Origin of the sequence: Microbacterium gallinarum (genome assembly GCF_014837165.1) — a bacterium.
In the GTDB taxonomy this organism is placed as follows: Bacteria; Actinomycetota; Actinomycetes; order Actinomycetales; family Microbacteriaceae; genus Microbacterium; species Microbacterium gallinarum.
Genome location: NZ_JACSPM010000005.1, coordinates 32267 through 55176, shown reverse-complemented (window position 1 = coordinate 55176; position 22910 = coordinate 32267). Strand labels below are relative to the sequence as shown.

General features: G+C 71.1%; 14 protein-coding genes. 7 read left to right on the top strand and 7 right to left on the bottom strand.

Annotation, left to right across the window (positions count from 1 at the left end):
* Nucleotides 1-55 precede the first annotated feature (55 nt).
* Entirely contained in the window at nucleotides 56-697 is a 642-nt protein-coding gene (locus H9622_RS13700) for a 2-phosphosulfolactate phosphatase (protein ID WP_191766983.1), read from the top strand.
* Nucleotides 698-802: 105 nt separating this feature from the next.
* Here the strand turns inward: H9622_RS13700 and H9622_RS13695 are convergent, their stop codons facing one another.
* The 3 genes from H9622_RS13695 to H9622_RS13685 form a co-directional block, all read right to left on the bottom strand.
* A complete protein-coding gene (locus H9622_RS13695; RefSeq protein WP_191766982.1) occupies nucleotides 803-1291 on the bottom strand; it encodes a SprT-like domain-containing protein in 489 nt (162 codons plus the stop codon).
* Nucleotides 1292-1321: 30 nt separating this feature from the next.
* Nucleotides 1322-1849: a tetratricopeptide repeat protein gene (locus H9622_RS13690; RefSeq protein ID WP_191766981.1), complete on the bottom strand. Its 528-nt coding sequence runs from the start codon at nucleotides 1847-1849 to the stop codon at nucleotides 1322-1324.
* A 112-nt stretch (nucleotides 1850-1961) separates the two neighbouring features.
* Nucleotides 1962-2825 (bottom strand): spermidine synthase, encoded by an 864-nt coding sequence (locus H9622_RS13685; protein ID WP_191766980.1) that lies wholly within the window; start codon nucleotides 2823-2825, stop codon nucleotides 1962-1964.
* A gap of 257 nt (nucleotides 2826-3082) precedes the next feature.
* Between H9622_RS13685 and H9622_RS13680 the strand changes: the two genes are divergently transcribed.
* From H9622_RS13680 to H9622_RS13670, 3 genes are all read left to right on the top strand, one after another.
* Nucleotides 3083-4750: an ABC transporter substrate-binding protein gene (locus H9622_RS13680; RefSeq protein ID WP_191766979.1), complete on the top strand. Its 1668-nt coding sequence runs from the start codon at nucleotides 3083-3085 to the stop codon at nucleotides 4748-4750.
* Between the two features lie 87 nt (nucleotides 4751-4837).
* The gene (locus H9622_RS13675; RefSeq protein ID WP_191766978.1) at nucleotides 4838-5842 is read left to right on the top strand and encodes an ABC transporter permease; all 1005 of its coding nucleotides are present in this window, start codon (nucleotides 4838-4840) and stop codon (nucleotides 5840-5842) included.
* A 67-nt stretch (nucleotides 5843-5909) separates the two neighbouring features.
* Complete coding sequence (locus H9622_RS13670; protein ID WP_191766977.1) at nucleotides 5910-6872, top strand: ABC transporter permease; 963 nt, start codon at nucleotides 5910-5912, stop codon at nucleotides 6870-6872.
* Between the two features lie 82 nt (nucleotides 6873-6954).
* On the opposite strand, the gene H9622_RS13665 is transcribed toward H9622_RS13670, so the two are convergent.
* Entirely contained in the window at nucleotides 6955-8691 is a 1737-nt protein-coding gene (locus tag H9622_RS13665) for an ABC transporter ATP-binding protein (RefSeq protein ID WP_191766976.1), read from the bottom strand.
* A 106-nt stretch (nucleotides 8692-8797) separates the two neighbouring features.
* Here H9622_RS13665 and H9622_RS13660 point away from each other — a divergent pair, with 106 nt between their 5' ends.
* Both H9622_RS13660 and H9622_RS13655 read left to right on the top strand, forming a co-directional pair.
* On the top strand, nucleotides 8798-9553 hold the full coding sequence (locus H9622_RS13660) for a LamB/YcsF family protein (RefSeq protein WP_191766975.1): 756 nt from the start codon (nucleotides 8798-8800) through the stop codon (nucleotides 9551-9553).
* Nucleotides 9547-11094: a 5-oxoprolinase subunit B/C family protein gene (locus tag H9622_RS13655; protein ID WP_191766974.1), complete on the top strand. Its 1548-nt coding sequence runs from the start codon at nucleotides 9547-9549 to the stop codon at nucleotides 11092-11094. The genes H9622_RS13660 and H9622_RS13655 overlap by 7 nt, the downstream gene beginning before the upstream one ends.
* 12 nt (nucleotides 11095-11106) lie before the next feature.
* Here the strand turns inward: H9622_RS13655 and H9622_RS13650 are convergent, their stop codons facing one another.
* The 3 genes from H9622_RS13650 to H9622_RS13640 all read right to left on the bottom strand — a co-directional run bounded on the left by H9622_RS13650 (nucleotide 11107) and on the right by H9622_RS13640 (nucleotide 19210).
* Nucleotides 11107-13746 carry a DUF4062 domain-containing protein gene (locus H9622_RS13650; RefSeq protein ID WP_191766973.1) on the bottom strand — a complete coding sequence of 880 codons (2640 nt, stop codon included), beginning with the start codon at nucleotides 13744-13746 and terminating at the stop codon, nucleotides 11107-11109.
* A complete protein-coding gene (locus tag H9622_RS13645) occupies nucleotides 13740-16364 on the bottom strand; it encodes a DUF4062 domain-containing protein (protein ID WP_191766972.1) in 2625 nt (874 codons plus the stop codon). The genes H9622_RS13650 and H9622_RS13645 overlap by 7 nt, the downstream gene beginning before the upstream one ends.
* Nucleotides 16365-16459: 95 nt before the next feature.
* Nucleotides 16460-19210, bottom strand: a complete 2751-nt coding sequence (locus H9622_RS13640) for an ATP-binding protein (protein ID WP_191766971.1) — start codon at nucleotides 19208-19210, stop codon at nucleotides 16460-16462.
* A gap of 189 nt (nucleotides 19211-19399) precedes the next feature.
* Here H9622_RS13640 and rpoB point away from each other — a divergent pair, with 189 nt between their 5' ends.
* Nucleotides 19400-22894, top strand: a complete 3495-nt coding sequence (rpoB, locus tag H9622_RS13635) for a DNA-directed RNA polymerase subunit beta (RefSeq protein ID WP_191766970.1) — start codon at nucleotides 19400-19402, stop codon at nucleotides 22892-22894.
* Nucleotides 22895-22910 lie beyond the last annotated feature (16 nt).

The window sequence follows — 22910 nt, the reverse complement described above, 5'->3', positions numbered from 1 at the left end:
GGGCGGGCGCCCCGGCGAGGCGGAGTTGTGACACACGCCGCCGTACGCTGGACGGATGCCCGGCCACCTGTTCGACCAGTCCTCCTACCAGGTGCGTCTCGACTGGGGTGTCGACGGTCTCGTGCGCGTCGCTCCGAGCGACGTCATCGTGGTGGTCGACGTGCTCCGCTTCTCGTCGACGGTCATCCAGGCCGTCGAGAACGGCAGGACGGTGGAACTGGATGCCGCGGCCCACGCCGTCTCCCTCAACGGCGCGGTCGTCGCCGAGGCCGCCGCCGGATCGGGCGCCACCGTGCTGCTGGGCGGGCTGCGCAACGCGTCGGCCGTGGCGCGGGCGATCATGGCGATCCAGCACGAGCGCGGCGACCGCACGAGCATCGCCGTCATCGCCTGCGGGGAGCGCGTCTCGGCCGATGCCGTCGCCCCGCTGCGCTTCGCCGTCGAAGACCTGCTCGGTGCGGGAGCCGTCGTCGACGCGCTCGCCGAACTCGGCATCGACCACTCGTCGCCTGACGCCGCGGTCGCGGGCGAAGGGTTCCGGGCGCTGCGCGGCGCCGTCCGGCACCTCGTCACCGCGAGCGGCTCCGGCCGCGAGCTCGAGGCGTCGGGACGGCGTGACGAGGTGCTCGCCGCGGCCGCCGTGGACGCGGCATCCGTCGTCCCCGTCCTTCGCGAGGGCGTGTTCGGGGCCTTCTGACCCCGCGCGTCGCGCCGGGACGAGGGCGCCGGGACGGGCACGCCGGGACGCGCACGCCGGGATACCAGCGTCGCGGGTTCGCCGCGACTCCCGAAGCCCGCCGGGTCAGCGCGGGGTCATCGCCGCCAGGCGCGTCGCCGGAGTGATCTCGCGCCGCGTCCACGTGAAGGCGAACCGCTCGTCGAAGCGCGGCGCGCACTTCGCGCACGAGGTGGGGCGGGTGGCGCGCCGGTGCCGGTACGCGACGTGCCCGGCTGGGCAGACGCCCACCCACGGCGCCAGGTCGGTGGCCGTCTCGCCGGTGTGCGTGGTGCCGCCCACGTAGCCGAGGTCGCGGGCGACGGCCTTCCACTTGGCGCCGTGGCCGGCGGCGGGCCCGGCGAGCGCGTGGGCCACCTCGTGCAGCAGCGTCTGGTGGTTGGTGTCGTCGTCGTGGCGTGCCGCGAGGTAGCGGGAGACGCTGATGCGACGGCTCGTGTAGTCGCACAGCCCGGCACGGCGCTTGGCGTTGTCGAACCCGAACGACCACGAGTCATCGAGGTGGGTCGAGATGAGCGCCTCAGCCCAGAGGCGCACGCGATGCAGGTCCGACATGAACGCGAGAGTAGGGGGTGGCTGTGACAGTCAGCTGGCGACGGATGCCGCGGCCCGGCGCCGGTCGGCGGCATCGATCGCGAGCAGCGTGGACTCGAGCTGGTCGTCGGGGGCGCCGGACTCCTGGCGCAGGAAGAGCGCCCGCTTGAAGTCCCGCCGCGCCGATTCGTAGTCGCCGGCTTCGTAGTGCGTGCGGCCGCGGTGCTGGTAGGCGAACGCGGCGATGCCGGTCCAGCCCTGGCCGTCAGCCTCTTCGGCGCAGGTCGTGAGCTCCTGGTCGGCGGCGGCGTACGCACCGCGTGCCTGCAGCACCGAGGCGTGCAGGATCCGGGCGCGCAGCAGGTCTTTGCGGGTGCCGGCCATGCGGGCCACGCGCACCGACTGCTCCGAGACGACGAGGGCATCCTCGCTGCGGTCGAGCACCTTCAGCAGCCACACGCGCTCGAGCAGCGCCGGAAGACTGCGCTGCTCGCCGATCTCGTCGAGGCGCTCCTTGCACTGACGAGGATCCACCTTCTCGCGGAGGGTGTCGGGGTCGTACCCGCGGATGTAGCTCACAGCGACTCCCTTCGCACACGGTCAGCTCGCTGGATCCAGTGTGCCGCCGGGCGAGCGCTGTCCGGCCGTGCCACGCCGGGGCGCGGCATCCCACCGCCGTCGAAAGCGACGGTCAGCGGTCGAACAGCGACGACGACGGCTTCGGCGAGTCCGTGGCGTCGCCGTCGGTCGCGACCCGGGCGCCGCGGGCGAACTCGACGACCTCGGCGCCCTGCGCCACCTTCGCCGGGTGGGGGCCGGCCGCCATGAGACGGGGCAGCCACTCGGTGGGGAGGGGAGCTCGGGATGCCGCGATCACGAGGTTGCCGAAGCGGCGGCCCTTCAGCGTCTGCACCTCGGCGAGCACGATGACGTGCTCGAGCACCGCCGCGACGGTCGCGACCTGGCGGCGGGCGAACGCGAGCCCGGCGCCGTCGGCGACGTTGACCAGCAGCACGCCGTCGGGGGCGAGGAACCGCGCAGCCTCGGTGTAGAACTCCACGGTGGTGAGGTGGGCCGGGGTCTGGGCGCCCGAGTAGACGTCGGAGACGACGAGGTCGGCCGCTCCGGCCAGCCCCGCGGGCAGGCGGCCCAGCACCGCGCGGGCGTCGCCGATCCGCACGCGGATCGATGCGCCGCGCGGGAGCGGGAGATTCTCGCGCACGAGGTCCCACAGCGCCGGCTCGAGCTCCGCGACCTGTTGCCGCGAGCCAGGCCGCGTCGCCTCGACGTACCGCGGGATCGTGAGAGCGCCGGCGCCGAGATGGATCGCGGTGAGCGGCTGGCCCGGCATCCGCAGTCTGTCGATCACCGCACCCATGCGCGCCACGTATTCGAAGTGCAGGTGGGTGGGGTCGTCGAGGTCGACATGCGACTGGGGCGTGCCGTCGACGTCGAGCTCCCAGCCGCCGCCGAACGGCGAGGGGACGACCGAGGCGATGGTCCCGTCGAGCAGACGCGCCGATGGAGCGGATGCTTCGTTCCCCCCGCGCGCCATGACCCTCACGTTAGCGCGGCCGGACCGCCGCTCCGGGGATGGATTGACACATCTGCACCCGCGACCGCATGCTCCCCGAGCACATCGCTGACCTGCTGGGCGTCTGCGCGGTCGAAACAGAATCGAGACATACGTGTAACCGCCGGAGCGGCCGCGTCCAGGTAGCGTCGATGCATCACACCCCCTGAGGGCACCCCCACGCCACGCCTGCACGATGCCGTGAGCGGCGCCCACACGACATGGAAGGTGCACAGCACATGCTCCACACTTCGAAGAGGCGCCTTCTCGCGGGCGCCGCGGCGGTCGCCATCGGCGCCGTCGTGCTCACCGCCTGCGCCAGCGAGCGCGGCGGCGGCGACGAGACCGGCGAGGCGAGCGACGTCGACTCGACGTTCGTCTTCGCGGCATCCAACGACCCCTCGGGCCTCGACCCCGCCTTCGCCAGTGACGGCGAGACCTTCCGCGTCGCGCGTCAGATCTTCGAAGGCCTCGTGGGCGTCGAGCCGGGGACGGCCGACCCCGCTCCGCTCCTCGCCGAGAGCTGGGAGCAGTCCGAGGACGGTCTGTCGTACACCTTCACGCTGAAGGAGGGCGTGACGTTCCACGACGGCACCGACTTCAACGCCGAAGCCGTCTGCGCGAACTTCGAGCGCTGGTACAACTGGACCGGTCTCGCCCAGTCCGAGAGCCTGTCGTACTACTACGGCTCGCTCTTCAAGGGCTTCGCCGACTCGCCCGAGACCGCGGTCTACGAGTCCTGCACGGCCGACGACGAGACGCACGCGACGGTCACGCTCACGCAGCCGTTCGCCGGCTTCATCGCGGCGCTGTCGCTCCCCGCCTTCTCGATGCAGAGCCCGACGGCTCTCGCCGAGTACGACGCCGACGGCGTCGGCGGCACGGAGGAGTCCCCCACGCTCAGCGAGTACGCCAACGCGCACCCGACCGGCACCGGTCCGTTCGTCTTCGACGAGTGGGCGCCGGGCGAGCAGGTCACCCTCACGGCTTACCCCGAGTACTGGGGCGAGCAGGGCCAGGTGGAGGAGATCATCTTCCGCACCATCACCGACACCACCGCGCGCCGTCAGGCGCTCGAGTCGGGCAGCATCGACGGCTACGACCTCGTCGCCCCCGCCGACACCGCCGCACTCGAGGAGGCCGGCTACAACGTCATGCAGCGCGACCCGTTCACGATCCTCTACCTCGGCATGAACCAGGCCGTTCCGGAGCTCGCGAACCCGCTCGTGCGCCAGGCGATCCACCACGCCATCGACAAGGAGGCCCTGGTCACCCAGGTCCTGCCCGAGGGCACCGAGGTCGCGTCGCAGTTCATCCCGCCGGTGGTCACCGGCTGGAACGAGGACGTCACGACGTACGACTACGACCCGGAGCGCGCCAAGGAGCTGCTCGCCGAGGCGGGCTACCCCGACGGCCTGACCCTCATGTTCAACTACCCGACGAACGTGTCGCGTCCGTACATGCCCAACCCGGAGCAGATCTTCACGAACCTGGCCTCGCAGCTCGAGGCCGTGGGCATCACGGTCACCCCGGCCGGCAACGAGTGGAACCCGGCGTACCTCGACCGCATCCAGGGCGGCGCGGACCACGGTCTGCACCTGCTCGGCTGGACCGGTGACTACAACGACACCGACAACTTCGTCGGCGTCTTCTTCGGACAGGCCTCGAACGAGTGGGGCTTCGACAACCCCGAGCTGTTCGAGGCGCTGACCGAGGCCCGCGGCACGGCCGACATCGAGGAGCAGACGGCGCAGTACCTGGCCATCAACGAGATGATCGCGGAGTTCAACCCCGGCGTCCCGCTGGCCCACCCCGCTCCGTCGCTGGCCTTCGACCCGCGCGTCGAGTCGTACCCGGCCAGCCCGGTCAACGACGAGGTGTTCAACCAGATCGTCCTCACCGAGTGACGAGCTGACGGATGCCGCGGGTAGGGCACACGCCCGACCCGCGGCATCCGCGTTCCCCTCTCATCCTGGAACCCGGAGTCTTGTGTAGTGCTGCGCGTCATCGGCAAACGAGTCCTGTATCTCATCCCCACCCTGTTCGGCCTGTCGATCCTGCTGTTCCTCTGGGTGCGCTCCCTCCCGGGCGGCCCCGCGGTCGCCATCCTCGGTGAGAAGGCGACGCCCGAGGCCATCGAGCGGATCAACGAGCTCTACGGGTTCGACCGGCCTCTGATCGAGCAGTACTTCACCTGGATCGCCTCGCTGTTCCAGGGCAACTTCGGCGCGTCGATCATGTCGGGCCGGCTCGTGCTCGAGGAGTTCGCGCTCCGCTTCCCGGCAACGCTCGAGCTCGCGATCGCGGCGCTCATCTTCGCCGTCGGGTTCGGCATCCCGCTCGGCTACTGGGCCGCCCGCCGCCACGGCAGGGCCGCCGACCACTTCGCCGTCGTCGCGAGCCTCATCGGCATCACGATCCCGGTGTTCTTCCTCGCCTTCATCCTCAAGTACGTCTTCGCCGTGCAGCTCGGCTGGCTCCCCTCCGACGGACGCCAGAACCCTCGCATCGATGCGACGCATCCCACGGGCTTCTACGTGCTCGACGGCATCCTCACGGGAGAGTTCGACGCCGCCTGGGATGCGATCCTCCACCTGATCCTCCCGGCGATCGCGCTGGGCACGATCCCGCTCGCGATCATCGTGCGCATCACCCGCGCCTCGGTGCTCGAGGTGCAGAACTCCGACTACGTGCGCACCGGCCGCGCGAAGGGCGTGTCGCAGGGCACGATCCGCAATCGCTTCATCCTCCGCAACGCGATGCTCCCCGTGGTGACGACCGTCGGCCTGCAGACCGGCCTGCTGATCTCCGGTGCGGTCCTCACGGAGAAGGTGTTCGCGTATCCCGGCGTCGGGCAGTTCATGGCCGACGCGATCTTCGAGCGCGACTACGCCGTGCTGCAGGGCTTCATCATCTTCATCGCGATCGGCTACGCCCTCATCAACCTGGCGGTCGACGTGTCCTACAGCTTCATCGATCCGAGAGTGAGGGTCTCATGATCACGCTCCACGCAAACGGCGGGAGGTCCCGCATGGCCACGGTGACTCTCACTGCGGGAGGTCCCGCATGACCTCTGCAATGCTGCCTCCCGCCCCTTCCGGCGGCCCCGTCGACGACACGGCGATCACCGACGGCGAACTGCTCGGCGCACGCACGGGCGGCGGTGGCTTCTGGCGCGACGTCTTCCGCCGCCTGCTGCACAACCCCTCGGCCTGGGTCGGCGGAATCATCGTCTTCTTCTTCGTCCTCGTGGCCATCCTGGCTCCGTGGCTCGCCCCGTACCCCCCGAATGCGCTCCCGGGTCAGGCGTACATCACGCCGACCCACATCCCCGGCCCCGGTGACCTGCCGCAGTTCCCGCTCGGCCTCGACCGCTTCGGCGGTGACGTGCTGTCGAAGCTCATCTGGGGCGCTCAGGCGTCGCTCATCATCGGCGTCGTGTCGACCGCGTTCGGTCTGATCGGCGGCATGCTGATCGGGTTCATCGCCGGCATGTTCGGCGGCCAGGTCGACAACATCCTGATGCGCTTCGTCGACATCCTGCTGTCGGTGCCGAGCCTCCTGCTCGCCGTCTCCATCGCGGCCCTGCTCGGCCAGACTCCGTTCTCGGTCATGATCGCCATCGGTGTCGCGCAGGTGCCTGTCTTCGCGCGCCTCCTGCGGTCGTCGATGCTCCAGCAGCGGAGCGCCGACTACGTGCTCTCGGCGCAGACCCTCGGGCTCGGTCGCGGCCGGATCACGATGAACCACGTGCTGCCCAACTCGGTCGGTCCCGTCATCGTGCAGGGCACGCTGAGCCTCGCCACGGCGGTCATCGAGGCCGCAGCCCTGTCGTTCCTCGGCCTCGGCGGCGGCCGCCCCGAGACGGCGGAGTGGGGACGCATGCTCACGTATGCCCAGGCGGAGCTCGCGATCGCGCCGTGGCTCGCCTTCCTGCCCGGCATCTGCATCATGATCACCGCCCTCGGCTTCACGCTGCTCGGCGAGGCGCTGCGCGAGGCGATGGACCCCCGCACCCGCAAGCGCTGAGTTCGCACGCGCGAGCTGAGCCCGACGCGAACGACCCCCGGAACCGCTGCGGTTCCGGGGGTCGTGTCGCAGGCGAGATGCGTCAGACGGCGATGTCGAGCTCGTTGCCGGGGATCGACGCCAGCAGCCGGCGCGTGTACGGATCGCGCGGGTTGGTGAAGATCTCCTCGCTGGACGCCGCCTCGACCAGCGCGCCGTCCTTCATGACGCAGACGTAGTCGCTGATCAGGCGCACCACCGCGAGGTCGTGCGAGATGAACAGGTAGCTCAGGCCGTACTCCTGCTGGAGGTCGCGCAGCAGGCGCAGGACCTGGTCCTGCACGAGCACATCGAGCGCCGACACCGGCTCGTCGCACACGATCAGGTCGGGCGAGAGCGCGAGCGCGCGGGCGATCGCGACGCGCTGCCGCTGGCCGCCGGACAGCTCGGACGGGTACCGCCGGAGCATCGACTGCGGCAGCGCGACGTCGTCGAGCAGCTGACGCACGCGCGCCGCGCGCTCCTTGCCCGACCCGCGCCGGTAGAACTCGAGAGGCTCGGAGATGATGCGCTCGATCGAGAACATCGGGTTCAGCGACGAGTACGGGTCCTGGAAGATCGGCTGCACGCGCTGGCGGAACTGCCGCAGGTCGCGGCCCTTGAGCGCGGCGACGTCCTGACCGTCGAAGCGGATCGACCCGCTGGTCGGCTCGACCACCTTGAGCATCATGCGCGCGGTCGTGGTCTTGCCCGATCCGGACTCGCCCACGATGGCCACGGTCTCGCCCCGGGGGATCGCGAAGGACACGTCGTCGACGGCCGTGAAGTCCTCCTTGCTGCCGCGCACCTTGTAGACCTTGGTCAGCCCCTCGACCTCGACGATGTTGTCGGGAGCGGATGCCGCGGCCGCGGGTTCTTCGGGACTGCGCGGCTCGGTCGTCGCGGCGGGGGCGGCGTCGGGCACCACCGTGTCGACGGGCGACGTCGTCGTCTTCCGGAACACCTCCGGCCGAAGACGCACGGCCGCCACGGAGGGCGCCGCCTTCACGAGCGCCTGCGTGTACGGCTGCTGCGGGTCCTCGAGGATCTGACGGGCGGGGCCCTGCTCGACGATGCGTCCGCGATTCATCACGACCACGCGCGAGGCGCGCTCGGCGGCGAGCCCCAGGTCGTGGGTGATGAGCAGGACGGCCGTGCCGAGGTCGCTCGTCATGCGGTCGAGCTGGTCGAGGATGGTCTTCTGCACCGTCACGTCGAGGGCGCTCGTCGGCTCGTCGGCGATGAGCAGCTTGGGGTTGCAGGCCAGGCCGATCGCGATCAGCGCGCGCTGGCGCATGCCGCCCGAGAACTCGTGGGGGTACTGCTTCGCCCGGTCGGCGGCGTTCGGCAGGCCGGCGGCGGCGAGGGTCTCCACGACGCGCTGGTCGACGTTCTTCCGCGTGGCGAGCCCGTGGGCGAGCAGCGTCTCGGCGATCTGCGTGCCGATCTTCACGACCGGGTTGAGGTTCGACATCGGGTCCTGCGGCACGAGGCCGATCGAGCCGCCTCGCACGGTGCGCATGACGCTCTCGGGTGCCCCGACGAGGTCTTCGCCCTCGAACAGGATGCTGCCCTTGGTGACCTTGCCGTTGCCGGGGAGGAGCCCGATGATCGCCATCGCCGTCGTCGACTTGCCCGATCCGGACTCGCCCACGATGGCGAGGGTCTCGCCCGCGGCGAGGTCGAGGTCGACTTCCTCGACGGCGTGCACCGGACCATCGATGGTGCGGAACTCGACGCCGACGTCGCGGACCTGGAGGAGCGGCGTCCCGGCCGCGGGACGTTCGGTGGAGCGGGCCATTCGTCCATCCTGCCTCCCACGGGGCTGTCGTGCACGCGTCCGTGCACAGCCTTTACGGAGTCGTAACGCCCGGCGCGGCACGATCCGGCGGGGTTACCGTGGAGGCATGGCGGCGATCGACCTGAACGCGGACCTCGGCGAGACCGTCGACGGCGTGCCCACTGCGGACGACGAGGCCATGTTCGCGGTGATCTCGAGCGCGAGCGTCGCCTGCGGCGGGCATGCGGGGGATGCCGCATCCATGCGCGAGGCGGTCGAGCGGGCCGCCCGATTCGGCGTCGCCGTCGGCGCGCATCCGGCCTACCCCGACCGCGCCGACTTCGGCCGCACGGCGATCGCGATCGCTCCCGACCTGCTCGCGGCGGAGGTCGCCGTGCAGCTCGGCGCGCTCATCGCCGCCGGCGCCGAGGTGCGCTACGTCAAGCCGCACGGCGCGCTGTACCACGCCGTCACCGCGGACCGCCGGCAGGCCGATGCGGTGGTCCGCGCCATCGCCGACCAGTCTGACCTGATCGGGCGGGCGCTGCCCGTGCTGGGTCTGGGCGGCGAGATCGCGACGGCCGCGGCATCCGTGGGTCTTCCGTTCGTCCGGGAGGCGTTCCTCGACCGCGGCTACGCCCCCGACGGCGGGCTCGTCGCCCGCACATCGCCGGGCGCTCTGCTCGACGACGCGTCTGCGGTGGCCGATCGCGCCGTGCGCCTCGTGCGCGACGGCGTCGTGCAGGCCGTCGACGGCTCTCTCATCGAGGCGCGCGCCGTGTCGCTGTGCCTGCACGGCGACACGCCGTCGGCGGTCGAGATGGCGCGGGCGGTGCGGGCCGCACTCGACGACGCCGGCATCGAGGTGCGCGCGCCGTGGTGAGCGTGCGGGTGCGGCCGGTCGGCGAGCGCGCGTTCCTGCTCGAGACCACGACGCTCGATGACGTGCTGACCCTGCACGCCGGGCTCGAGGCATCCCGCCCCGACGGCGTGATCGACCTCGTCCCCGCCGCCCGCACCGTGCTGGTGCGGGTCGACCCGCGTGCGATCGCCCTGTCGGCGGCGCGGACGTGGGCCGAGCGCACGGCCGCAGCCGCGGAGCAGCACACCGCAGGGGCCGACTCGACCGTCGAGGTCGAGGTCGCATACGACGGCGACGACCTCGCCGGCACCGCCGCCCTGCTGGGCCTGACGCCCGAGGAGCTCGTCCGGCGGCACACCGGTGCCGACTGGACCGTGGCCTTCACGGGCTTCGCGCCGGGATTCGGGTACCTCGTCAGCGACGACTGGCCGTACCACGTCCCCCGCCTGGCCACTCCGCGCACGAGGGTGCCCGTCGGCGCGGTCGGTCTCGCCGCGGGCTTCGCGGGAGCGTACCCGCGCGAGACCCCGGGCGGCTGGCGGCTGATCGGTCGCACGGCAGCGCCGCTGTTCGATCCGGATGCCGCGTCCCCCGCGCTGCTCGCGCCGGGCATGCGCGTGCGGTTCCGCGCTGTGCCGGAACTCGCCCCGCTCGCAGCGTCGCGCGCGACAGCGACGTCGGGGTCGGTGGCCCCCGGCTTCGTCGTCACCGAGCCGGGACTGCTGGCGACTCTGCAGGATGCCGGCCGATCCGGCGCCGCGGCGCTGGGCGTCGCGGGCTCGGGCGCGCTCGATCGCACCGCGCTGCGGACCGCGCATCGGCTGGTCGGCAATCCCGAGGATGCGACCGGGATCGAGATCACGATGGGCGGCTTCCGCGCGGTCGCCCGGCGCGACCTGTGGTTCGCGGTCACCGGCGCGTGGGGACCGGTGCTCCTGGACGGCCGCGAGCTCGATCCATACGAAGCGCATGAGTGGCCGGGCGGCGGCGAGCTGCACATCGACTGGTTCGCGCACGGCGCGCGGGCGTACCTCGCCGTCCGCGGTGGGCTGGAGGGCCGCACCGCGCTCGGCTCCCGGTCGACCGATGTGATGGCGGGGCTCGGGCCCGAGCCGCTGCGCGCCGGCACCCCGGTGGGCGTCGCGGACGGGGCATCCGCTCCCATTCCCCCCAGCCTGCTCGCACCGTGGGGGGCGCCGCACGACGACGAGCTGGAGATCGAGCTCGCGCCCGGGCCGCGCACGGACTGGTTCGCGCCCGAGGCGCTGACGGCCCTGTACGAGTCGGTCTGGACGGTGTCGAACCACGCCGACCGCGTGGGCGCGCGGCTCGACGGCCCCGAGCTCGTGCGCGCGCGCACGGGGGAGCTGCCCAGCGAGGGCATGGTCGCGGGGGCGCTGCAGGTGCCGCCGAGCGGCCGGCCGACGATCCTCCTCGCCGACGGTCCGGTGACGGGCGGCTACCCCGTCATCGCGGTGGTGACGGATGCCTCGCTCGACCTCGTCGCGCAGGCACGGCCCGGCACCCGCATCCGCTTCCGCCACGCCCGCAGAACCGAGTAGCGGACCGCTCGGTCACCAGTGACGGAGCGCCTCGGCCACGCCGTGGTGCTCGCTCTCGGGAAGGGCGAGGCGCACCGCCTCGGGCACGCTCAGCTCGGCCCCCGCCGCCTCGCCGGCGGCGACGCTGTCGGGATCGCGGCCGCGCAGGATGTCGAGGTACGGCGTGTGCACCGTGAAGGCGCCGACGTCGAAGATGCCGATGCGCCGGCGGATCACCCCGGCGGCGACGGCCAGCGCCGACGCGCGCCAGGCCTCGCCGTGGGCGGCGGCGACCGCGCAGATGCCTTCGAGGCTGTACGCGACGCCCTCCTCGTAGTGCAGACGCACCGACAGCAGGAGCGTAAGGATGAACTCGCGCTCGGCCTCCTCGATGTTGCCCAGCTGGAAGTTCAGGCGGGACCGGAGGTTGCCCGCCACGGAGGTCGTGAAGATGTCGCCGCCGGCGGAGGCGAGTTCGGTCGCGCGGTCGAAGTGCCCGAGCGCGGTGTCGGTCTCTCCCCGCACCCAGGCGAGGCGGCCGAGCGACACCTCGGTGATCGCCTCCGCCCAGTCGTTGCCGAACTCCCGCAGCTTCGCGACCGCCTTGCGGAGCTCCTTCTCCGCCTTGGCGATGTTGGGATCGCGCAGCTGCACGCGCGCCGTCGCCCGGGCGGCGAGGGCCATGGCGGCGGCGCCCTCATCACCGCTCTCGGTGAAGAGCCGCACGCACTCACCGAGCCCGGCGACCACCTGCTCGCTGGGCCGCTGCCACATCTCGCCCCACAGCGCGAGGAACCACGCCACCGCCCGCGTGTGCTGCGTGATGGGGCGGTCGTGCTGCTTGTCGAGCAGCTCGAGCATCCACAGCCGCACCTCGGCGAAGAACCCCGAGATCCACCAGTAGATGAGCAGGCACCATGCGAAGTCACCCGCGTCGTCGAGTCGATCGGTGTAGATCAGATGCCGCACGGCGGCGCGCAGGTTGGGCAGCTCGAGGCCGAGCTGCACGACCGCCTCCGCCTGCGCCTGCCCACCCAGGCCCGGAGCCACGCGGCGCACGAGGTCGAAGTAGTAGTCGGCGTGTGCGGCGCGCACCCGGTCCGCTTCACCGCGGGCTTTGAGGCGTCCGAGCGAGTACTCGCGCACGATCGCGAGCAGAGAGAACACCGACCGCCCGCCCATCTCGGTCTGCTTCACGAGCGATGCGTCGACGAGCGCCGCGAGGGAGTCGATCTCGAGCCCTTCCCACGACCGGCCCACGCCCAGCGCCTCGACGGCGTCGAGCGTGAAGCGCGTCGCGAACACGCCGAGATCCTCGAGCAGCTCACGCTGCTCGTCGGGGAGCAGGCTCACGCTCCAGTCGATGGTCGCCCGCATGGTGCGGTGTCGTTCGGGCAGATCGCGCACGGCGGCGGTGAGGAGGGGAAGGCTCTGCCCGAGCCGCTGGGAGATGCCGGCCGGCGTGAGGATCCGCACCTTCGCGGCCGCGAGCTCGATCGCCAGCGGCAGACCGTCGAGCTGTCGGCAGATGTCGGCGAGGTCGGCGGCGTTCTCCGCCGTCACCTCGAACCCGGGCTTCACGGCCTGGGCGCGGTCGAGGAAGAGCGAGACCGCGGCGGAGCGGGTGGCGCGGTCGACGCTCGCAGGGTTGTTGCCGGGCGGCGTCGAGAGCGGCGGCACCTCGTACACGCGCTCGCCGCGGATGCGCAGGACGACGCGGCTCGTCACCAGGAAGGTGGCCGTCGGCGCCACCGTGTACAGCCGCACGAGCACCGGCGCGGCCTCGACGATCTGCTCGAAGTTGTCGAGCACGACGAGCACCTTGCGCTCGGCGAGCGCATGCGAGATGCGCTCCTCGAGCGCCGCTTCGCCGTTGTCGCGGATGCCGAGGTGGTAGGCGATCGTGGGGAGCAGCAGGCCGGGCTCGAGCACGCCCTCGAGCAGCACGAAGTAGGTGCCGTCGGGGAAGAGGTCCTCGGTGGCGAGCGCCGTCTCGATCGCCAGGCGGCTCTTGCCGATGCCTCCGGGTCCGAGGAGGCTCACCACCCGATCGGTGCCGCGGGCGAGCAGGTCGCGCACCGCCGCGATGTCGCCGTCGCGTCCGATCGTGGTCGTGTACGGCACGGGGACGCGCGCGACGAGCGCGGCCGCGGCCGCCTCCGGGTCGGGATCCGCCACGACCTGCGACTCGTCGAACCGTTCGGCGAGGAGCATCGCGAGGTCGTCGGCGACTTGGTCTTCGAGGTCTTCGGGTGAGTGGAAGTGGAGGTAGGCGGCGGTGTCGTCGGCTTGGATGCGGGCGATGAGGTCGGCGAGGCGTTCGTCTCGGGTGTCGGCGTTCTTGATGTAGATGAGTTTGGGCATGGTCTTGGGGGCGAGGTTGTACTCGTCCTCGAGGCCGGAGATCTCTTCGTCGGGGGCGACCCAGCCGTAGCTGGAGCCGTAGATGCCGACGAACACGTCGCTTTGGGAGAGGTAGGAGCGGTAGAGCTCGCGGGGAGGGTGGGGGCGGGCGCCGAGTTCGAACATCACGGGGGCGAGGCGCATCCGCTCGATCGCGGCGCGAACGGCGCGGCGCTCGTCGGCCAGTTCGCGCAGGGTCGAACTGACGAACACCCGGATCCGCTGATCGGGAGTGCGGATGACGGGATGCTGATGCTGCAGGTTCACCATCGCTGCAGAGCCTCTCTCGCCGGGGCGTCCGCCTGGGGCAGCGCCAGGCGGATCGCGTCCGCCGGAGTCATCTCGGCGCCGTCGCGCTCGCCGCCCGCGACGCCGTCCGGGTCGCGCTCGCGCAGCGCCGCGAGGGGTGGGACATGAATGGCGAATCCCTCGATGTCGAAGATGCCCGTGGTCTCGCGCATCGTCCGCGTGACTGCGGCGAAGACGCCGGCGCGCCACGCGTCGCCGCGCACGGCCGCGATCGCGCACATGCCCTCGAGCGCGTAGGCCGCGCCCTCGGCGAACCGCAGCCGCGCCGACAGGTCGAGCGTGAGGAAGTACTCCTGCTCGGCGGTGTCGACTTCGCCGAGCATGAAGAAGATGCGCGCCCGATTGTTGCCCGACACCGCCCGGGTGAAGATGTCCTGCTCGGCGTCGGCGATCTCGGCGGAGCGGTCGAAGTGGGCGCGTGCATCGCCGACCGACCCCCGCACGAAGCTGAGGAAGCCGAGTCCCACCTCCGCCAGAGCCTCGCCCCAGCCGTTGCCGAGCTCGTTGAGCGTGGCGATGGCCTCGGTGAGTTCGGCGTCGGCGGCGACCGGGTCGAGGCCGGGGAACTGCAGGCGCGTCGTGGCCCTGGCCGCTTGCGCCATGGCCGCAGCATCCCGATCCCCGCTCGCCGCGAACAGCCGCACGCACTCGCCCAGGCCGTCGACGACCTGGTCGCTCGGCCGCTGCCACATCTCGCCCCAGAGCGTGAAGAACGTCGCGATGGCGCGGGTGCGGTCGTCGAGCGGGCCGTCGTGGGCGAGCAGCTCGAGCATCCACAGCCGCACCTCGGCCCACAGGCTCGAGATCCACCAGTACGGCAGGAGGCACCAGGCGAAGTCGGCGGCCTCGTCGAGGAGCCCGGCGCGCACCAGGTGCCGGGCGGCGGCGCGGAGGTTCGGCACCTCGAGGCTGAGCTCGGCGACGGTGTCCGCCTGGCGGGGGCCGCGCAGACCCGGGGCGATCCGGCGCACGAGGTCGAGGTAGTACCTGCCGTGGGCGATCCGCATCTCGGCCGCCTCGCCGCGCTCCTCGAGGCGCTCCACCGCGTACTCGCGCACGATCGCCAGCAGCGAGAAGGCGGAGCGGCCGGCGATGTCGATCTGCTTGACCAGCGACGCGTCGATGAGCGCGGCGAGCGTCTCGATCGCGCCGTCACCCCACGCACGCCCTTCGCCGATCGCCTCGACCGCCTCCAGCGAGAACCGGGCGGCGAAGACGCCCAGCCCGTCGAGCATGTCGCGCTGCTCCGGGGAGAGGAGGCTCACGCTCCAGTCGATCGTCGATCGCATCGTCCGATGGCGTTCGGGGAGGTCCCGCGCGGACGTCGACAGCAGCGGCAGGCTCTGGTCGAGGCGCTGCGCGACATCATGCGCGGTGAGGATCCGCAGCTTCGCAGCCGCGAGCTCGATCGCCAGCGGCAGCCCGTCGAGTCGCCGGCAGATGTGGATGACGTCCGGAGCGTTCTCGGCGCTGAGCTCGAACCCCGGCTTCGCCGCCTGGGCGCGCTCGGCGAACAGTAGGCAGGCCGAGGATGAGAGGGCGCGGTCGAGCGTGGCCGGCGCGCCCTCGTCGGGCGCGGAGAGCGCGTCCACGTCGAAGACCTGCTCGCCCCGGATGCGCAGCACGACACGGCTGGTGACGAGGAAGACCGCGCGCGGCGCGAGGGTGAACAGCTGCACGAGCACCGGAGCCTCGTCGATCAGCTGCTCGAAGTTGTCGAGGACGAGGAGCACGCGCCGCTGCCCGAGGGCGCCGGCGATGCGCTCCTCGAGGGTGCCGCCGCCGGTGTCGCGCACGCCGAGGATGTAGGCGATCGTCGGCAGCAGCAGGTTCGCCTCGAGCACGCCTTCGAGTGGAACGAAGAACACTCCGTCGGGGAAGAGATCGGCGTTCGCCTGGGCGGCCTCGATCGCCAGTCGCGACTTGCCGATGCCGCCGGGGCCGATGAGGCTCACGACGCGATGGTCGCCCGAGCCGAGGAGGGCGCGCAGCTCGGCAAGCTCGCCGTCGCGCCCGATCGTCTCGGTGTACGGGACGGGCACGCGTGCCCGCAGCGACTCCGATGCCTCGGCGATGGTGACCGCTGCCGGCGGCTGCGACTGGTCGAACCGTTCGGCGAGGAGCATCGCGAGGTCGTCGGCGACGTGGTCTTCGAGGTCTTCGGGTGAGTGGAAGTGGAGGTAGGCGGCGGTGTCGTCGGCTTGGATGCGGGCGATGAGGTCGGCGAGGCGTTCGTCTCGGGTGTCGGCGTTCTTGATGTAGATGAGTTTGGGCATGGTCTTGGGGGCGAGGTTGTACTCGTCCTCGAGGCCGGAGATCTCTTCGTCGGGGGCGACCCAGCCGTAGCTGGAGCCGTAGATGCCGACGAACACGTCGCTTTGGGAGAGGTAGGAGCGGTAGAGCTCGCGGGGAGGGTGGGGGCGGGCGCCGAGTTCGAACATCACGGGGGCGAGGCGCATCCGCTCGATCGCGGCGCGAACGGCGCGGCGCTCGTCGGCCAGTTCGCGCAGGGTCGAACTGACGAACACCCGGATCCGCTGATCGGGAGTGCGGATCGCGGGGAACGACTCCCCAGTCATGACGACATCTTGGACCCGGAGCGGCCGGTCGCGCCAGACATTCGCGCGGCGCCGCGGCCGGGTGTCCTCGATCTGCACGCACCGACCGGATCGCGCTATCCGGATTCTGCCGCAGCCCGCGCCGCTCCGGTGCCCGTCTCCACGCCGGCGCGCACGACGGCCGGCACGCGGCGTACCGCGAAGGAGGCGGCCTCGCGAGGCGACCAGGTGCGTCCGCGCGCGATCGCCTCTTCCACCTCCGGTCCCCCGCCGCCGGCGGCCGCGAGATAGCGCAGGTGGAAGACGAACTGAGGTGCGTCGAACATCGTCAGCCGCTCGCGCGTGCTCTCCGCGGCGCCGGCGAGCAGGGCGGCGGTCTCGACGTCTCCGCGCAGCGAGGCGACAGCCGACAGACCCTCGATGGCGTAGGCGATGCCCTCGTCGTGATCGAGCTCCATCGACATGCGCATCGCCTCCGTGAAGCCGAAGGCCGCGGCATCCGTCTCCCCCGCCAGCAGGCGCGCGCGGGCCAGATGATGCGTGGCGACCGAGAGCCCGAAGATGCCCCCGCCCTCGCGCGCGGCCGTGGCAGCCTCGGCGAAGCGCCGCGCCGCACCCTCGGGGTCGTCCAGCGCCCACTCGAGCCTGCCGAGCGCGATGAGCGCGAGCACCTGCCCCCAGCGCTGCCCGCCGTCGCGGAACCGGCCGGCGCATCGTTCGAGCGTGACGGCCGTCGACGCGACGTCGGGATCGCCCATCGTGATCCGGGCGAGCCCCGCGGTCGCCTCGGCCATGGTCACCCCGAAATCGTCGCCGGCCTCGTCGAACAGCGCGGCCGACTCGAGCAGGCCGCCCACGACGCCGTCGCGCTCGTCGGTCCGCCACATCTCCGACCAGAGGAAGTAGAAGCGGGCTACCGCGCGAGCGTGAGGAGACATGTCGGATGCCGCACCCAGCAGCTCCTCCATCCACACCCGCACCTCGTAGAAATAGCCGCGCAGCCACCAGTAGATGTACAGCCGCCACGCGATCTCGGTCGCGGCGTCGGCGTCGCCGACCGAGATCAAGTGGCGGACGGCGGTGCGGAGGTTGCCGCGCTCCAGGTCGAGCCGGCGGGTCGCGCTGCGCTGATCGGCCCCGCCGAGGGAGGGGGCGACGCGACGGGCGAGCTCGAGGAAGTACCGGGCATGAGAGTCGCGCATCCGGCGCTCGTCGCCCGTCTCGCGCAAGTGGTCCACGGCGTACTCGCGCACGGTGACGAGCATCGTGAAGACCGCGTGGCCGTCGACCTCCGACTGGGCGACGAGCGAGTTGTCGATGAGCACCTCGAGGGCGTCGACGGCGCGCGGCTCCCATGGGCGGCCCGCCGCGACCGACTCCACCGCCTCGAGCGTGAACCCCGCCGAGAACACCCCCAGATCGCACAGCATCGCGCGCTCGTCGGGGCGCAGCAGCCCCGCTGACCAGTCGATCGTGGCGCGCAGCGTGCGCTGGCGCTCCGGCACGTCGCGCGCCGCATCGCGCAGCACGGACCGGGGGCCGTGCAGACGCTCCAGCACGAGCTCGGGCGTCAGCAGGCGCATGCGGGCGGCCGCGAGCTCGATCGCCAGCGGCAGGCCGTCCAGCGCCCGGCACAGCGAGACGACCGCCGACGTGCTCTCGTCGGTGAGGACGAAGTCGGGCTTCACGGCCCGCGCCCGCTCGACGAAGAGCTGGACCGCCGCGGAGCGCGCCGCCCGCGTCATCGAGTGCGGCGCGCCCGCGTCGGCGGTCTGCAGCGGCGGCACGTCGTACACGCGCTCGCCGCGCACGCGCAGCACCGCGCGGCTGGTCACGAGGAACGACGTGTGCGGTGCGACGGTGTACAGCGCGACCAGCTGGGCGGCGGCATCCACGAGCTGTTCGAAATTGTCGAGCACGAGCAGCATGCGCTTCGTCGACAGCGCCCGGGCGAGCCTCTCCTCGACGGGGAGGTCGCCGCCGTCGCGGATGCCGAGCGCGTACGCGATGGTCGGCAGGAGCAGCCTCTCCTCGAACACGTTCTCGAGGGCGACGAACACGGCGCCGTCGGGGAAGTGCGCGCGGGCGACCTCCGCCACCTCGAGCGACAGGCGGCTCTTGCCGATGCCGCCGGGACCGAGCAGCGTCACGACGCGGTGCGCGCCCGAGGTCAGCAGCTCCACCACCTCCGCGACCTCGTGCTCGCGGCCGATGATGCGCGTGTAGGCGGCCGGCATCGGGGTCGTCGGCGTCGGCGCGGGAGAGGGGTCGTCCCGCCGCGACGCGTCGAACCGCTCGGCGAGAAGCACCGCCAGGTCGGCCTCGACCAGCCGCGCGAGCTCGTCGGGCGACGAGAAGCCCTTGTACGAAGCGGTGTCGTCCTCCTGGATGCGCCGCACGAGCCCCTCGAGGCGCTCGTCGCGGCCGGCCGACTCGCGCAGGTAGATGAGCTTCGGCATGCCGGGCGGGGCCAGCCGGTACTCGTCTTCGAGCCCCGAGATCTCCTCGCCGGGCGCCACCCAGCCGTAGCTGTCGCCGTAGATGCCGACGAACACGTCGCTCTGCGCCAGGTACGACCGGTAGAGGTCGCGCGGAGGATGCGGGCGGGCGCCCAGCTCGAACATCACCGGCGCGAGATGCAGCGCCTCGACGGACCCTCGGACGGCACGCCGCTCGTCCTCGAGCTCCTTGAGCGTCGAGCTCACGAACACGCGCAGACGCTGATCGGGCGTGCGGATCGCCGCGCCCGAGCCCCCTCGACTCCCCGGCGTCATCCGCTCATTGTGGGGGCGGGATGCCGCATCCGTCCACCATCCGGCGCGGTTATACCGCAGCATCCGAAGCTCGTCAAGGATCCGGCTGGACATGGCGAGTCATCCGGCGTATAGTGGGTCCTTGCGCTCTTGGATTCCCCCTGCCCTCATATGGTGGTCGGCTGTGCCTGCGCGCCCTCGCTTCGCGGCGAGGCGTGACGCGCGGGCAATCGGGGACGACTGAGCACTCCACACCTGACGACAAGGAAACGAGCCCTACCCGGGCCCACGGAGGTAATCCCCTTGGCTGCTGCGCGCAACGCATCCACCACCACCCCCAAGAACGGCCGCGGAGCATCCCGCCTCTCGTTCGCCAAGATCTCCGACACGCTGACGGTCCCCGACCTGCTGGCGCTTCAGACCGAGTCCTTCGACTGGCTGGTCGGCAACGACGCGTGGAAGACGCGCGTCGCCGAGGCCCAGGCGGCCGGTCGCACGGATGTCCCCGAGGTCAGCGGCCTCGAGGAGATCTTCGAGGAGATCAGCCCCATCGAGGACCTGAGCGAGACCATGCAGCTCTCGTTCACGAACCCGTACCTCGAGCCCGAGAAGTACTCCATCGAGGAGTGCAAGGAGCGCGGCAAGACGTACGCGGCCCCGCTCTACGTCGAGGCCGAGTTCATGAACCACCAGACCGGTGAGATCAAGACCCAGACGGTCTTCATGGGCGACTTCCCGCTCCAGACCGACAAGGGCACGTTCATCATCAACGGCACCGAGCGCGTCGTCGTGTCGCAGCTCGTCCGTTCGCCCGGCGTCTACTTCGACAAGACCCCCGACAAGACGTCCGACAAGGACATCGTGTCGGCCCGCGTCATCCCGAGCCGCGGTGCGTGGCTCGAGTTCGAGATCGACAAGCGCGACCAGGTCGGCGTGCGCATCGACCGCAAGCGCAAGCAGTCGGTCACCGTCTTCCTCAAGGCGCTCGGCCTCACCAGCGAGGACATCCTCGCCGAGTTCGCCGGCTTCGAGTCGATCGAGGAGACGCTGTCGAAGGACACGATCCTCACCAAGGAAGACGCGCTCCGCGACATCTACCGCAAGCTCCGTCCGGGCGAGCAGGTCGCCGCCGAGGCCGCCCGCGCGCTGCTCGACAACTTCTACTTCAACCCGAAGCGCTACGACCTGGCCAAGGTGGGTCGCTACAAGATCAACCAGAAGCTCGGCCTCGACAAGCCGCTGACCGACTCGGTGCTCACGGTCGACGACATCGTCGCGACCATCAAGTACCTCGTCCGCCTCCACCGCGGCGACGTCACGTTCGACGGCATCCGCGCGGGCAAGCCCGCCGAGATCCGTCTCGACGTCGACGACATCGACAACTTCGGCAACCGTCGCATCCGCGCGGTCGGCGAGCTCATCCAGAACCAGGTCCGCACCGGTCTGTCGCGCATGGAGCGCGTCGTCCGCGAGCGCATGACCACGCAGGACATCGAGGCGATCACGCCGCAGACCCTGATCAACGTCCGCCCCGTCGTGGCAGCGATCAAGGAGTTCTTCGGAACCTCGCAGCTCTCGCAGTTCATGGACCAGAACAACCCGCTCGCGGGTCTGACCCACAAGCGCCGCCTGTCGGCGCTCGGCCCCGGCGGTCTGTCGCGTGAGCGTGCAGGCGTCGAGGTCCGTGACGTCCACCCCTCGCACTACGGCCGCATGTGCCCGATCGAGACGCCGGAAGGCCCGAACATCGGCCTGATCGGCTCGCTCGCGTCGTTCGCGCGCATCAACGCGTTCGGCTTCATCGAGACGCCGTACCGCAAGGTCGTCGACGGCAAGGTCACCGACCAGATCGACTACCTCACCGCCAGCGAGGAGAGCGACTACATCGTCGCTCAGGCCGGCGTCGAGCTGAAGGCCGACGGCCACTTCGCGCAGGACCGCATCCTGGCCCGCCGCGGCCAGGGTGGCGAGGTCGACCTGTTCCACGCCGAGGAGATCGGCTACATGGACGTCTCGCCGCGCCAGATGGTGTCGGTCGCGACCTCGCTCATCCCCTTCCTCGAGCACGACGACGCCAACCGCGCCCTCATGGGTGCGAACATGCAGCGCCAGGCTGTCCCGCTGCTGCGCTCGGAGTCGCCCGTGGTCGGCACCGGCATGGAGGGCTTCGCGGCCATCGACGCCGGTGACGTGGTCACCGCCGAGAAGGCCGGTGTGGTCCTCGAGGTCTCGGCCGACGTGGTCACCGTGCAGCTCGACGAGGGCGGTACCCAGGACTACTTCCTGCGCAAGTTCGACCGCTCCAACCAGGGCACGAGCTACAACCAGCGCGTCGTGGTTTCGGCCGGCGACCGCGTCGAGGTCGGCGAGGTCATCGCCGACGGCCCGGCGACGGAGAACGGCGAGCTCGCGCTCGGCAAGAACCTCCTCGTCGCGTTCATGACCTGGGAGGGCCACAACTTCGAGGACGCCATCATCCTCAGCCAGGACCTCGTGAAGGACGACACCCTGTCCTCGATCCACATCGAGGAGTACGAGGTCGACGCGCGCGACACGAAGCTCGGCAAGGAGGAGATCACTCGCGACCTCCCCAACGTGAGCCCCGACCTGCTGAAGGACCTCGACGAGCGCGGCATCATCCGCATCGGCGCCGAGGTTCGTCCCGGCGACATCCTCGTCGGCAAGGTCACGCCCAAGGGCGAGACCGAGCTGTCGGCCGAGGAGCGCCTGCTCCGCGCGATCTTCAACGAGAAGAGCCGCGAGGTGCGCGACACGTCGCTGAAGGTCCCCCACGGTGAGCAGGGCACGATCATCGCGGTCAAGGAGTTCAACGCCGAGGACGGCGACGACGAGCTCGGCTCGGGCGTCAACCGCCGCGTCGTGGTCTACATCGCTCAGAAGCGCAAGATCACCGAGGGCGACAAGCTCGCCGGCCGTCACGGCAACAAGGGCGTCATCGCGAAGATCCTCCCGATCGAGGACATGCCGTTCCTCGCGGACGGCACCCCGGTCGACGTGATCCTCAACCCGCTCGGCATCCCGGGTCGAATGAACTTCGGCCAGGTCCTCGAGACCCACCTCGGGTGGATCGCGAAGCAGGGCTGGAAGGTCGAGGGCACCCCCGAGTGGGCCGCCCGTCTGCCCGAGCAGGCGCTCGAGGCACCGGCCGGCACGAAGGTCGCCACCCCCGTGTTCGACGGTGCGTTCGAGGAGGAGATCGCCGGTCTGCTCGACTCGACGACCCCGACCCGCGACGGCGTTCGCCTGATCGACTCGAGCGGAAAGACGCAGCTGTTCGACGGCCGCTCCGGCGAGCCGTTCCCGGCGCCGATCTCGGTGGGCTACATGTACATCCTGAAGCTGCACCACCTCGTGGACGACAAGATCCACGCGCGGTCGACGGGTCCGTACTCGATGATCACCCAGCAGCCGCTCGGTGGTAAGGCCCAGTTCGGTGGCCAGCGCTTCGGTGAGATGGAGGTGTGGGCCCTCGAGGCCTACGGCGCCGCGTACGCGCTCCAGGAGCTCCTCACGATCAAGTCCGACGACATCCTCGGCCGCGTCAAGGTGTACGAGGCGATCGTCAAGGGCGAGAACATCCAGGAGCCCGGCATCCCCGAGTCGTTCAAGGTCCTCATGAAGGAGATGCAGTCGCTCTGCCTGAACGTCGAGGTCCTCTCGGCCGACGGCACCGCGGTCAACCTCCGCGACACCGACGACGACGCCTTCCGCGCTGCGGAAGAGCTCGGCATCAACATCTCCAGCCGCTTCGAGTCCTCGTCGATCGACGAGATCTGACCCGGCCGACGACAGA

Coding starts and splice junctions, on each gene's coding strand:
- H9622_RS13640 (WP_191766971.1), bottom strand. CDS start 19,210: ATGTCCAGCCGGATCCTTGACGAGCTTCGGATGCTGCGGTATAACCGC.
- H9622_RS13650 (WP_191766973.1), bottom strand. CDS start 13,746: ATGGTGAACCTGCAGCATCAGCATCCCGTCATCCGCACTCCCGATCAG.
- H9622_RS13665 (WP_191766976.1), bottom strand. CDS start 8,691: ATGGCCCGCTCCACCGAACGTCCCGCGGCCGGGACGCCGCTCCTCCAG.
- H9622_RS13695 (WP_191766982.1), bottom strand. CDS start 1,291: ATGTCGGACCTGCATCGCGTGCGCCTCTGGGCTGAGGCGCTCATCTCG.
- H9622_RS13660 (WP_191766975.1), top strand. CDS start 8,798: ATGGCGGCGATCGACCTGAACGCGGACCTCGGCGAGACCGTCGACGGC.
- H9622_RS13680 (WP_191766979.1), top strand. CDS start 3,083: ATGCTCCACACTTCGAAGAGGCGCCTTCTCGCGGGCGCCGCGGCGGTC.
- H9622_RS13700 (WP_191766983.1), top strand. CDS start 56: ATGCCCGGCCACCTGTTCGACCAGTCCTCCTACCAGGTGCGTCTCGAC.
- H9622_RS13670 (WP_191766977.1), top strand. CDS start 5,910: ATGACCTCTGCAATGCTGCCTCCCGCCCCTTCCGGCGGCCCCGTCGAC.
- H9622_RS13685 (WP_191766980.1), bottom strand. CDS start 2,825: ATGGCGCGCGGGGGGAACGAAGCATCCGCTCCATCGGCGCGTCTGCTC.
- H9622_RS13645 (WP_191766972.1), bottom strand. CDS start 16,364: ATGACTGGGGAGTCGTTCCCCGCGATCCGCACTCCCGATCAGCGGATC.